We start from the raw sequence: 12,467 nt of genomic DNA, 5'->3' as shown, positions 1-12,467 counted from the left end.
TGGTAAATAATTTGAAAAATAACATCATTAGAAGCATAATTTTTATTTTGTTCATTTTGTTCACGGTAGTTAATTTGAATTTTTAAAAAGTAAGCCGCTCCTCGTAAGAATGGTAGAATAAGATGAAAATAGTGAAGTGTGAAATAGGGAGTAGATGTTATATGAAAACGAGAATAGAAGAGATTTATAGCTCTTATGAAGGAAAAGTAGAGGAGATTTTTATTAATGAATCTTCTTACGTATATGAATGGGAAAAATTACTGATGATCCGAAAAAATGACGGTGAGCTAAAAAAAATTGCAGTCGGGATTAGTGGAAATATAAGATTGGTAAATGTAGAAGTTGGACAGGAAATTAGTGCGGATACATTATTAGTTAAATTAGAAGATGATTTATTAATTACAGGTTGTGAGTGATGAGAGATGTGTAGAAATAACTACACATCTTTTTTTATTTCCTATATTACAAAAAGCACATTGTTTTTTCACAAATCTCACACAACCTTTTGGTATTCTTTTCATGGAGTATACGGTTTCTAGGGAGGAATATTGATGAAAGTAAAATATGTCGTACTTGCTATATGTTTATGTTTCATATTTACAGTAGTCGGGTGTGGGAAAAAGGAAACAGCAGGTGTTGCCATTGATGAGAAACATGATAAATGTGATATTTGCCAAATTGGGGTAACAGATAATCAATTTGCAACAGAAATTATTTTAGAAAATGGAAAAGCGTTAAAGTTTGATGATATTGGTTGTATGTATAAATGGATGGAGATCAACTCAGATGAAAAGACGAAAGAGAAATTTGTCCGAGATTATGATTCGAAAGATTGGATTTCGTTAGAAGACGCTACTTACGTATATGATAAAACAATAACGACACCGATGGCTTATAATGTCATTTCATTCAAAAATAAAAAAGATGCAGAGAGCTTTGTATCTAACTATAAGGGGAAAATTCTTTCGTATAAAGAGTTAGCAGAGCACAAATGGGAAATGAATAAAGAGATGATGGGGAAACCGAAAGCAGGAAATCATGGTGGACATCATTAATAATAGAAAAAGACAACTATATAGTTGTCTTTTTCTATTATTACTCAGGTGCAAATATAGAAAAGGTGTAAAATTTTTAGAAGAACGGTTACAATGGAATATAGTAACTTAAAGCAATCATTTATCCCGCATTAACGGGCAGTAAGACCCCCACCTGGTTCAACTAATAATCAGTGGTGGATGAACAAAACCCCCACTGATTAAAGTTTCACTTTATGTACTTTTTAGAAATGTATACAAATGCGGTAAAAACGTGCTAAACTAATTGCTTCATAATGTTAATGATGGGACCATCAGGCGTATCATTCCAATAGGTTGAGAAACATAGTATAAGCTTAAGATAATCCGATTAAAGAAGGAATCTAAAGGGCTTATGGATAAATGTACTCAAGAAGAGTTATTGTATGTGATGGAGGAATGGTTAAGAAAACATTATCTTTCATAGGAGCTGTAGTTGTGAGAAAACAAAAAATTTTATTATGTATTTTATTAGGACTTTTAATGACGGTAGTGGCTTGTGATAAGCAAGAAGAACCAGAATCGAAACCGGTTCATGTGAAAAATGAAAAGAAAAAAGAGAAGCATAAAGAACAGGAAGAATCTAAAGAAGAGAAAAGTATAAATTTAATGGACAAACAGTTGTTACTTTCAGCTACTCTTGGAGACACAGAGACAGCTATGAAGTTGATTCAGGATGGAGCGAATATAAACGTAGAAGGTGACAACGGAGAAACGCCTGTCCTTGCAGCGACGTACCAAAATCATGTAGAGACAGTTAAAGCATTAATTGGTGCAGGTGCTAATATTGAAATTAAAGATGAGAAAAAAAGTAATCCACTTCTTTATGCAAGTAGAGAAGGATATACGGATATTGTAAAAGTATTAATTAATGCAGGAGTTAATACGAAAGAAACGACTAAGTCAGGTGGAACAGCACTTATTTCTGCATCTGAGCGTGGCCATGTAGAGGTTGTTAAAGAATTATTAGAGCATACAGATATTGATGTGAATTATAAAAATGAACGTGGTGGAACAGCGCTATTAGAAGCAATTGTATTAGGAAATGGTAGTGAAAACCATAAGAAAGTAATTCAATTGCTTATTGATCACGGTGCAGATGTAAATATGGCTAACAAGGAACATCTGACGCCACTGCAATACGCTGAAAAAAGAGGTTTTAAAGATATTGTAAATATGTTGAGGGTAGCTGGAGCAAATGAAGTAGTACAGCCACAACAACCAGTAGAGTAAAAAACGAAAAATAATCCCATTTAGATAGACAGAATGAAGAAATCAGTTAGTATGATGGATTCAGTAATGTGTATTTGAATGGGATTTTTGTTTTGAACATGAAAAATAGATTATGAATAGATGGTATATGGAGTAAATAAGGAGGGTATAAATGAGTCTCTCAGAATTTGATTTAATAGTAATTCAGGTAGAGGTTTTATTTGTTCATAATCAAGTAGGAAAAATGAAATATGTAAATGAACAAGGAAATCCGAAAGCACCACGTTTTTTTCTTGGCAGAACTCGTGAAGGGAGTATAACGAGATATCATTGTAATGTGGATGATGAAACGGTAAGTAAGATTGAGAAGTTAATTCGAGAACCTTCAAAGTATATAGAGATAGCAAAGATTATTAATGTATTAAATGAAGAAAGAACAGTGGGAAATATTTGGATGGGTCCTGCTTTCATGTTCCCTAATACTTTACATAAGCCGACTAGAACAATACAAATAACTGAGAAGAATAAAGAGCTTTTGCGAGAAAATTTTCCTAATCTAATAGAACAGATGGAATGGAGGCAACCTTATTTTGCAATTGTAAAAAATGAAAAGGTAGTTTCCATTTGTTGCAGTGCCAGAAGTACGCCCGTAGCTGCTGAGGCAAGTGTGGAAACTTTAGCGGAATTTCAAGGGAATGGGTATGGTACTGATGTTGTTACAGCCTGGGCCTTATCAATACAAGAGGAAAAGCGCATTCCACTTTATAGTACTGCTTGGGATAACTTTGCTTCGCAAGCAGTGGCAAGCAAACTAAAACTTATTAACTATGGAATGAATTTACATATTGATTGAATTTTAAGTATTGTTTCGTTCTATTTGTTTGCATTCAAATATATAGATTATTGTAAATGGTGATATGGTGAATATTAACATTCGGTTAACACCTAATTAACAATCTATCAAAACTGACTTAATAAATGCGTAATATAGTAAAGGTAACAAAATAACTAGGGTAGAGAACATTTGAGAACACCCACTTACATATAATGTGCCACTTTCTTAGGTGTGCTCTATTCCCTAGAGTTCAAATAAGGAGAAAGGCGTTCTATGTAAGTAGGTGTTTTTAGTTTTGATAAAAATAGAACAGTTAGGTGGAATAAATGTTTAAAGAACCTTATATTGCGATGATAAAAGATTGGGAAGGATACAAAGCATACAAAAAATTGCCGAAAACAGTTTTTCTTATGACTGGTTCAATGCTGGAATTACCAGAGCGTGTATATGAATTGCAGAAACATGGACATGATGTATTTCTTCATTGTGATTTTATACAAGGCTTAAATACGAATACAGAGGAAGCGCTTTTGTATATTCAAGATGTTATCGGGGCACAAGGTATTATTTCAACAAAGGGTTCGACAATTCGAAATGCTAATAAAATTGGATTGAAAACAATTCAACGTATTTTTATTGTAGATACTTTATCCCTTACTAAATCAATTGAAAATTGTAAAACGACTAAACCAAATGCAGTAGAGATTATGCCAGGGATTATGCCTTCTATAATTAAACAGCTAGCAGAGGAAATAGAATTTCCTATTATTGCAGGCGGGCTGATTCAAACGCGAGAAGATGCGGAAATTGCAATTCGTGCAGGAGCAAGTGCGATTTCAACAAGTCATTATGAAGTATGGATACATAAAGAAAAAAGGAGTGCAACCTTGTGATTGAATTGAAAAATGTTTCAAAGGTATATAAAAATGCAGAAGAGACAGCGGTTAAAGGCGTATCGGTTCATATTAAGAAGGGCGAATTTTTTGTTTTAGTTGGACCTTCGGGATGCGGGAAAAGCACATTATTACGCATGATCGCTGGCTTAGAAGAGATTTCTTCGGGAGATTTGATTATTAATGAACGTGTTGCAAATGATCTAGAGCCGAAAGACCGTAATCTATCAATGGTATTTCAAAATTATGCATTATATCCACACTTATCTGTAGAAGAAAATATTTTATTTGGACTTAAGGTAAGAAAAGTACAAAAAGAAGAGCGACAAAAGCGATTAATGGAAGCGATTGAAATGGTAGGACTGAAAGAGTATGTGAAAATGAAACCAGGTCAATTATCAGGCGGACAAAGACAGCGTGTTGCGCTTGCTAGAGCGATCGTGAGTCAAGCACCAATCTGTTTAATGGATGAACCACTTTCGAATTTAGATGCGAAATTACGTGCGCAAATGAGGATTGAAATTAGAGAAATTCAGCAGCGATTAGGAATTACGATGATTTACGTTACCCACGATCAAATAGAAGCGATGACTATGGGAGATCGTATCATGGTTTTAAATAAAGGAAGTATACAGCAAGTTGGAACACCACTTGACATATATAACGAACCAGCAAACGAATTTGTTGCAAGTTTTATAGGTTCTCCTTCTATGAATATAAATGATGGAGAAGTGGATAAAGAAAAAGGTGTATTACATATAGGGCAATTGCAAATTCCGTTATCTATTGGACAGTTAAAGCAATTACCAGAAGGAATAATTCGTATAGGCATGCGTCCTGAGCATATTGAACTGTCTGAGGAAGGACAAGCAGTGACGCTGCAATCTGTAGAAGTATTAGGGAATGAATCTATATTAAACTTTGCGGTAAATGGAACAACTTGGAGTGCGAAAGTCATCGGACAGTTACTCTTGAACAAAGGTGATAAAGTAAAATTATTATTCTCGCAAGAAAAGTTATGCTTCTTTAACGAAAACACGAATGAACGCTTAAAAGTGGTAGCTGAAGAAGAGTTGAAAGTGGTGGCGAAATAATGATCGAAGTAAGTAAGTTACCAGTTCAAACAAAGGTGTCAAAAAAGAAAAAATTATGGGGGAGAACGAAAGATTTAAGAATAGGATTATTGTTTTTGGCGCCATCTATTTTGCTATTTTCGATTTTTTTGTTCTATCCATTGTTTAGGACGATTTACTATAGTTTTTATTTAACCGATATACATGGAGAAGCTAATCTTTTCGTTGGCTTAGAAAATTATCAATATTTATTCTCTGATCCAGCTTTCTACAAAAGTATAAAATCAACTTTACTATTTGTTTTATATACAGTGCCTACGAGTATTATATTTGCTTTGTTTCTTGCATTGATTGCAAATGGAAAGGTAAGAGGTATTGGGTTATTCCGAGTTCTGTTTTCTTCGACGATGGGAATATCAGTAGCTGCTAGTGCAGTGATTTGGCTATTTTTATTTCATCCAAGTGTAGGATTATTTAATAATATATTAGCCTCTATGAATCTTCCTGCAATCGCGTGGTTAACGAGTCCGGACTGGGCACTATTCTCTGTATCAGTTACAACAGTTTGGGTGAATACAGGATTTGCATTTTTAGTTATATTAGGTGGTTTACAAAATATCGATACGTCTTTATATGAGAGTGCATCTATAGATGGTGCTAGTTATTTATATAAGCTTCGCCGTGTTACATTACCGATGCTATCGCCAACTTTATTCTTTATTGTAACAGTAACGTTAATTAGTGCGTTCCAAAGCTTTGGACAAATTGATATTTTAACGCACGGTGGACCGAATGATGCAACGAATTTAATTGTGTACTCGATTTACAAAGAGGCGTTTGTGAATCATCAATTTGGAACAGCAAGCGCACAAGCGATGGTATTATTTGTTTTCATTTTCATTGCTACATTACTTCAATTTAAGTTTGCTGAGAGAAAGGTGCATTATAAATGATTGTTAAACAGTGGAAGCAAAATTTCCTATTATACATGCTGCTCATAATTAGTGCAGTAATGGTGTTTTTTCCTGTACTGTATGCGTTTTTAATAAGCTTTATGACACCAGACGATATTCAAATGAGAAGGTTATTTCCAACTCAATTTACTTTTGATAATTTCATTAATATTTTTCAAAAAGTACCGCTTTTTACATACTTATATAACAGTTTAATTGTATCGACAGTCGTTATGATTGGACAACTTATCGTATCAAGCTTAGCGGCGTATGCTTTTGTTTTTCTTCAGTTTAAAGGGAGAAATTTAATTTTCTTCCTGTTTATTTCAACGATGCTTATTCCGTGGGAAGCAACGATGGTGCCTAACTTTTTAACGATTCAAAACTTTGGCTGGATCAATAGTTTCGCTGGGATGACAGTGCCGTTTTTTGCAACAGCTTTCGGTATTTTCTTACTACGTCAACATTTTATGACACTTCCGAATGAACTGAAAGAAGCTGCTTTTATTGAAGGGATTGGAAATGTAAGGTTTTTATTCAGCGTTGTAATTCCGTATTGTAAAACGAGTTTTATTACGCTTGGAGTATATAGCTTTTTAACAACATGGAATATGTATTTATGGCCACTTTTAGTGACCACTGATGAAAAAGTAAGAACAGTGCAAATTGGTGTGAAGCAGCTTCAGTCACAAGAAGTTGCAACTGATTGGGGAAGCGTAATGGCCGGTGTGACGGTTATCGTTATTCCAACATTGATTTTACTATTTTTAGGACAAAAACAATTACAACAAGGATTAACAAAAGGTGCAATTAAATAACTAAGAGAAGGTGAGCTTAAAATGAGTTTAGTAAAAAAAGGTGCTGCTCTATTAATGGCAGCAACAATGGCATTATCTAGTGCCGCTTGTTCAAATAGTAAAACAGAGGGAAAACCTGAAGCGCAGGCAAAAGTAGCACCAGTTGAAAAAAATAGTGATAAAACTGTAATTCGCTTCTGGCATGCGATGGGTGGAAAAACACAAGGTGTACTAGATGGTCTTGTTGCAGACTATAATAAGTCACAAAATAAATACGAGATAAAGGCAGAGTTCCAAGGGACATATGAAGAGTCTTTAACAAAATTTAGAACGATGTCTGCAACGAAAGAAGCGCCAGCTCTTGTTCAATCGAGTGAAATTACAACGAAATATATGATTGATAGCAAAAAAATCACACCAATTGATAGTTGGATAAAAAAAGATAAGTACGATACGTCAAAATTAGAAAAAGCAATTACAAATTATTATTCAGTTGATGGAAAAATGTATTCTATGCCATTTAATTCATCTACACCAGTATTAATTTATAATAAAGATGCTTTTGCAAAGGCGGGCTTAGATCCAGAGAAAGCTCCGAAAACATATGCGGAATTACAAGAAGCAGCGAAGAAGTTAACGATTAAAGAAGGTGGAAATGTAAAACAATATGGATTCTCCATGCTTAACTATGGTTGGTTCTTTGAAGAATTGTTAGCGACACAAGGTGCTTTATATGTAGATAACGAAAACGGCCGTAAAGATGCTGCAAAGAAGGCGGTATTTAACGGTAAAGAAGGACAGAAAGTATTTGGAATGTTAGATGATCTAAATAAAGCTGGCGCACTTGGAAAGTATGGAGCAAGTTGGGATGATATTCGTGCTGCGTTCCAGTCTGGACAAGTTGCTATGTATTTAGATTCTTCAGCAGGTGTTCGTGATTTAATTGATGCATCTAAGTTTAATGTAGGAGTTTCATATATTCCATATCCAGAGGATTCGAAACAAAATGGTGTTGTTATTGGTGGAGCATCATTATGGATGACGAATATGGTTTCAGAAGAAACGCAACAAGGTGCTTGGGACTTTATGAAATATTTAACGAAGCCAGACGTACAAGCAAAATGGCATACTGCAACAGGCTATTTCTCAATTAATCCAGATGCATATAATGAACCTTTAGTAAAAGAGCAATATGAAAAATATCCACAGTTGAAAGTAACAGTAGAGCAACTGCAAGCGACGAAGCAATCTTCAGCAACACAAGGTGCTTTAATTAGTGTATTCCCAGAATCACGAGATGCAGTTGTAAAAGCATTAGAAGCGATGTATGACGGGAAGAATAGTAAAGAAGCTTTAGATGAAGCTGCCAAAGCAACAGATAGAGCAATTAGTATTTCAGCTCGTACGAGTCAAAAATAAGAGAAAGCCGTATCCTTAAAAGGGATACGGCTTTCTTTATAGGGAGATAAGGGATCAAAGAAATAATGAAGTCTTATCTCTTTTATATGAGTAAAGGGTCTAGAATGAATGTTGTCTTTTTCATTATTTATTTAACTCCATTGCGACTTGTTTACCATTTATGAAAACCTCTACTACCGCTACTATAACTTCTATTACTTTTTTCATCTCTCATCTCTCCTTGTTTTTGTTTCATTTCTTACTTTCAGTATAAGGAAATACAGTAATTACAACCATCGAATTGGATGACAAGAGACTTACAGTGTTGTAAGGATAATAGTTTAGTTTGTAATAAAGTGAAACTTTAATCAGTGGGGATTCTTCATCTCCCACTGATTATCAGCCCTCGCCAATCGGGCTTTTACGGCCCATTAATGTGGGATAAATATGATTCGGGATTGCGATTCTGAACTTTCTGTCGTTTTGAACTATAATTAGAAAGAGGGGGGATAATATGAAAAGAATTCTTGTTATTAGTGATATTCATGGAGAGATAGAAAAGTTCGAACAGTTATTGGAAGAAGCTCAATATGATGCGAAACAGGATCAATTAATATTACTGGGAGATTATGTAGATCGTGGTCCAAATGCGCGTGCTGTAATTGAAAAGGTAAGAGAATTGAAAGAAGAGGGAGCACTCATTTTAAAAGGAAATCATGAAGATATGATGATTAAAGCGTTAACGACAAATGAGGAACGTTCATGGAACCATTGGGTAAAAAGAAATGGTGGAGATAAGACATTATATAGCTATGGATTTGTAGAAGAAGATATTGCGGTTAATGAGAAAGACTTCTCAAAACCGATTTTACAATCTCGTGTATTAGAGGAACATATAAAGTTTATTCAAGAATTAGATCATTACATTGAAACAGAAGAGTATATATTTGTACATGCTGGGGTTGAGCCGATGAAACGAGTTTCTGAATCTGAACCATATACGTTAATGTGGATCCGTAATGAATTTCATAATGGATATAGCGGTGAAAAGGTTGTTATATTTGGGCATACGGAAACAAAAACGCTTCATGGTAGTGAGGATTGCGGAGTGTATTTTGGTAGTAATCGTATTATTGGAATTGATGGCGGGGCTGTGTATGGTGGTCAGCTAAATTGTTTGGAGTTGCCGAGTAAAAAGGTATATGTAATAAAAAATTGAAAGAGATAAGAGGAATCTTATTTCTTTCAATTTTTTATTAAGGTAAATTTAAGACAAAGCTTTTATAATAAAACTTCAAAATTTTATATAAAGCAAAACTTCAGAAGAAAATAGTTGAAAATGAAATTACGTAATGTAACTACATTCTTTTGTTACGAAGAGAAGAAACGTAATAATAAATAGAATTGAACTATATGATGGAAGGTGACAGTATGCGCTTACTTGTAGTAGAAGATAATGCTTCGTTACTAGAGTCTATCGTACAAATTTTGCGTGATGAATTTGAAGTAGATACAGCAATAAATGGAGAAGATGGATTGTTTTTAGCGCTTCAAAATATATATGATGCAATTTTGCTGGATGTGATGATGCCAGGGATGGACGGATTTGAAGTAATTCAAAAAATACGTGATGAAAAGATTGAAACACCAGTCCTGTTTTTGACAGCGAGAGATTCTTTAGAAGATCGGGTGAAGGGATTGGACTTTGGTGGAGATGACTATATCGTTAAGCCATTTCAGGCTCCCGAATTAAAAGCGAGAATTCGCGCTTTACTACGCAGAAGTGGTAGTTTAACAACGCAGCAAACGATTCGTTATAAAGGGATTGAATTGTTCGGAAAAGATAAAGACGTTCAAGTAGATGGAAAAAGTATTAAGTTGACATTGAAACAATATGAGCTACTAGAGTACCTCATTCAAAATAGCGGGAAGATTTTAATGCGTGAACAAATTTTTGATCGTGTTTGGGGATTTGATTCAGATACGACAGTAGCGATTGTAGAAGTGTATGTGCATCATTTACGTAAAAAATTAGAACCATTCGGTTATCAGAAAGATATTCAAACCGTTCGAGGTATTGGATATATATTAAAAGAACAATGAAAAAGGGAAGTATGTTTCAAAAGACACGCATTCGTTTGACTATAGTGAATTCATTAGTATTTATCCTATTAATAGGTATATTAGGTAGTATTATTTATTCATACACATATAAGCGTATTTATAATGAAGTGGATCAATCTATAAAAATGTTGGCTCAGTATAGAGAAAAATTAGATGTTAAAATACCACCAAGAAAACGCATGGAGAATATCCAAATTGGAGATCCGCGAGTAACTAGAATAACTTGGAATGGAAAAATAGTGAAAATAGAGGGCGATAACCGTAAATTCCGTTCTATTTTTGAAGAGAATTTGGAAAAGTTTTCTCCAAAAAATTTAGAGGAGTTACAAGATATTGAAGTACAAGGACGATATTTTAGAGTATTTTCGCTTCAAAAAGATGGAGAAATAGTTCAAATCGTGCGAGATATAACAGCGGAAGAAAGAATGTTAAATACTTTATTTTTAATCCTTGTTATAGGTTGTAGCATAGGAAGCCTCTGTGCGATAGGTATCGGCTTTTTCCTAGCTGGTAGAGCACTTGTACCTATTCAAAATTCATGGGAGAAACAGCAGCAATTCGTTTCTGATGCATCACATGAACTCAGGACACCACTTGCAGTTATTCAATCAAAAACGGATGTTTTATTCCAGTCACCATCCGCTACGATAGAAGAAAAAGCGATGGATATTTCTACAATTTCAAAAGAATGTAGGCGGTTATCGAAACTCGTTAGTAATTTATTATTGCTAGCACGTTCTGATTCTAATCAAATTGAGATGGATAAGAAAACATTTGAACTTGATAAATTGTTAGAAGAAATAGTAGCCCCATATAAAGAGATTGCTTCTTATCAAGAAAAAGAGATGTTACTAAAAGTAGAAAGTGACGTATCTTTTATGGGGGATAGAGAGCGGATTCATCAAATGATGGTCATACTGTTAGATAATGCGATGAAGTATACAAAAGAAGGCGGGCATATTCAAATTGATTGCACGCAAACGAGTAGTGCAATTCGTATACAGGTGAAGGATAACGGGATAGGAGTGAAAGAAGAAGATATTCCGAAATTATTTGATCGTTTTTATCAAGGGGATAAAGCAAGAAGTACGTCAGAAGGAGCTGGATTAGGTCTTTCAATTGCAAATTGGATTGTAGAAAAGCATTATGGAAAAATATCAGTAGAGAGCAAATGGAGAGATGGAACTTGCTTTGAAGTGATTTTCCCTAAAAATCAAAGAATATAAGTAAGAAGACGATCTTGTTTTTACAAGGTCGTCTTTTTTTTAGATAAAGTTAAGAAACTATTTATATTATGTATGGCATAAAGAAAATTCATTACGTGAAGAAGAGATTATAGAGGTGTACGTGAGTGAATTTTATCGATCATAATGTTATTTCAAGCAGCGATGAGATGTATGTATAGTATTAAAAAAATTATGGGAATGATGGAAAAGAAAGTGTAAGAGGGAGGAATTAATTTTGAAAAAGAAAATGATGACGGTATTCACTATTGGAGTAATGAGTTTAAGCATATTAGGGGGTGCCTCTCCTTCTGAAACATCAAAAGGAAAGACAGATTACACACAGCGCAGTAAAGAACAATTAAACAATGGAAAGATACATGCGGTGAATACAGAAGAAAAAGCGGAGAAACTAGGTATTGAAACGGAAGGAAAAGAACAAATTACGCTAGAAAAAGAAATTCATGAAACAGAAGTAGGAAGAGAAGCAGAGCAGTTAGGCATCTCGATTGAAGGAAAAGATGTTGGAACTCTGTCTGAAGAAATCTATGAAACAAAAGTGAAGCAAGAAGCGTTAAAGCTAGGCATATCGATAGAGAATACATCAATTGTAGATTTAATTACTCAAATTAATACGATTAAAATTAAAGATGAAGCAGATAAATTAGGTATTGCAACAAATGGAAAAGAAATTGAAGACATCGCGGAAGAAATTTATGGGACTAAAGTAAGAGAAGCAGCAGGGAAGTTAGACATCTCTCAAAAAGGAAAAGAAATTGAAGAGTTAGCACAAGAAGTGTACGAACAAAAAGTACAGGAAGAAGCAAAAAAGTAACTACTCAGCTTAATTAGGAAAAAAGGCATGCCAAATACATGTTTTCCATTC

General features: G+C 34.3%; 12 protein-coding genes and 1 pseudogene. All 13 read left to right on the top strand.

The window, feature by feature from the left end; translation table 11 throughout:
• The first annotated feature begins 161 nt into the window (after positions 1–161).
• Positions 162–416 (top strand): hypothetical protein, encoded by a 255-nt coding sequence (locus tag ACODS7_RS17235; protein WP_000857376.1) that lies wholly within the window; start codon positions 162–164, stop codon positions 414–416.
• Between the two features lie 135 nt (positions 417–551).
• Entirely contained in the window at positions 552–1,055 is a 504-nt protein-coding gene (locus ACODS7_RS17230; protein WP_016083598.1) for a nitrous oxide reductase accessory protein NosL, read from the top strand.
• Positions 1,056–1,436: 381 nt separating this feature from the next.
• A complete protein-coding gene (locus ACODS7_RS17225) occupies positions 1,437–2,306 on the top strand; it encodes an ankyrin repeat domain-containing protein (RefSeq protein WP_000287334.1) in 870 nt (289 codons plus the stop codon).
• A gap of 151 nt (positions 2,307–2,457) precedes the next feature.
• Positions 2,458–3,138, top strand: coding sequence for a GNAT family N-acetyltransferase (locus tag ACODS7_RS17220; protein ID WP_098629101.1), 681 nt, complete (start codon positions 2,458–2,460; stop codon positions 3,136–3,138).
• Positions 3,139–3,446: 308 nt separating this feature from the next.
• Positions 3,447–4,013: a glycerol-3-phosphate responsive antiterminator gene (locus ACODS7_RS17215; RefSeq protein ID WP_029441524.1), complete on the top strand. Its 567-nt coding sequence runs from the start codon at positions 3,447–3,449 to the stop codon at positions 4,011–4,013.
• Positions 4,010–5,107, top strand: a complete 1,098-nt coding sequence (locus tag ACODS7_RS17210; RefSeq protein ID WP_043935546.1) for an ABC transporter ATP-binding protein — start codon at positions 4,010–4,012, stop codon at positions 5,105–5,107. The genes ACODS7_RS17215 and ACODS7_RS17210 overlap by 4 nt, the downstream gene beginning before the upstream one ends.
• Positions 5,107–6,039, top strand: coding sequence for a carbohydrate ABC transporter permease (locus ACODS7_RS17205; RefSeq protein ID WP_016083593.1), 933 nt, complete (start codon positions 5,107–5,109; stop codon positions 6,037–6,039). The genes ACODS7_RS17210 and ACODS7_RS17205 overlap by 1 nt, the downstream gene beginning before the upstream one ends.
• A complete protein-coding gene (locus ACODS7_RS17200; RefSeq protein ID WP_000635948.1) occupies positions 6,036–6,857 on the top strand; it encodes a carbohydrate ABC transporter permease in 822 nt (273 codons plus the stop codon). Before ACODS7_RS17205 ends, ACODS7_RS17200 begins: the two co-directional genes overlap by 4 nt.
• A gap of 21 nt (positions 6,858–6,878) precedes the next feature.
• Positions 6,879–8,255 carry an ABC transporter substrate-binding protein gene (locus ACODS7_RS17195; protein ID WP_016083592.1) on the top strand — a complete coding sequence of 459 codons (1,377 nt, stop codon included), beginning with the start codon at positions 6,879–6,881 and terminating at the stop codon, positions 8,253–8,255.
• A 493-nt stretch (positions 8,256–8,748) separates the two neighbouring features.
• The gene (locus ACODS7_RS17190; protein WP_016083591.1) at positions 8,749–9,453 is read left to right on the top strand and encodes a metallophosphoesterase family protein; all 705 of its coding nucleotides are present in this window, start codon (positions 8,749–8,751) and stop codon (positions 9,451–9,453) included.
• A gap of 212 nt (positions 9,454–9,665) precedes the next feature.
• Positions 9,666–10,337, top strand: a complete 672-nt coding sequence (locus ACODS7_RS17185) for a response regulator transcription factor (protein ID WP_016083590.1) — start codon at positions 9,666–9,668, stop codon at positions 10,335–10,337.
• 11 nt (positions 10,338–10,348) lie between these two features.
• A complete protein-coding gene (locus tag ACODS7_RS17180; RefSeq protein ID WP_142333782.1) occupies positions 10,349–11,584 on the top strand; it encodes a sensor histidine kinase in 1,236 nt (411 codons plus the stop codon).
• A gap of 235 nt (positions 11,585–11,819) precedes the next feature.
• Positions 11,820–12,413: pseudogene (locus ACODS7_RS17175) on the top strand (transporter); the annotation flags it as partial.
• Positions 12,414–12,467 lie beyond the last annotated feature (54 nt).

The organism is Bacillus sp. FG16 (assembly GCF_057809515.1).
Note: the sequence above shows the minus strand (reverse complement) of the source record. Positions and strands in the feature narration are given on the sequence as shown.

Excerpts from the sequence above, each read along its gene's own strand:
- ACODS7_RS17220 (WP_098629101.1), top strand. The coding sequence starts at position 2,458 with ATGAGTCTCTCAGAATTTGATTTAATAGTAATTCAGGTAGAGGTTTTA.
- ACODS7_RS17190 (WP_016083591.1), top strand. The coding sequence starts at position 8,749 with ATGAAAAGAATTCTTGTTATTAGTGATATTCATGGAGAGATAGAAAAG.
- ACODS7_RS17235 (WP_000857376.1), top strand. The coding sequence starts at position 162 with ATGAAAACGAGAATAGAAGAGATTTATAGCTCTTATGAAGGAAAAGTA.
- ACODS7_RS17180 (WP_142333782.1), top strand. The coding sequence starts at position 10,349 with ATGTTTCAAAAGACACGCATTCGTTTGACTATAGTGAATTCATTAGTA.
- ACODS7_RS17215 (WP_029441524.1), top strand. The coding sequence starts at position 3,447 with ATGTTTAAAGAACCTTATATTGCGATGATAAAAGATTGGGAAGGATAC.
- ACODS7_RS17205 (WP_016083593.1), top strand. The coding sequence starts at position 5,107 with ATGATCGAAGTAAGTAAGTTACCAGTTCAAACAAAGGTGTCAAAAAAG.
- ACODS7_RS17200 (WP_000635948.1), top strand. The coding sequence starts at position 6,036 with ATGATTGTTAAACAGTGGAAGCAAAATTTCCTATTATACATGCTGCTC.
- ACODS7_RS17225 (WP_000287334.1), top strand. The coding sequence starts at position 1,437 with ATGTACTCAAGAAGAGTTATTGTATGTGATGGAGGAATGGTTAAGAAA.
- ACODS7_RS17185 (WP_016083590.1), top strand. The coding sequence starts at position 9,666 with ATGCGCTTACTTGTAGTAGAAGATAATGCTTCGTTACTAGAGTCTATC.
- ACODS7_RS17195 (WP_016083592.1), top strand. The coding sequence starts at position 6,879 with ATGAGTTTAGTAAAAAAAGGTGCTGCTCTATTAATGGCAGCAACAATG.
- ACODS7_RS17230 (WP_016083598.1), top strand. The coding sequence starts at position 552 with ATGAAAGTAAAATATGTCGTACTTGCTATATGTTTATGTTTCATATTT.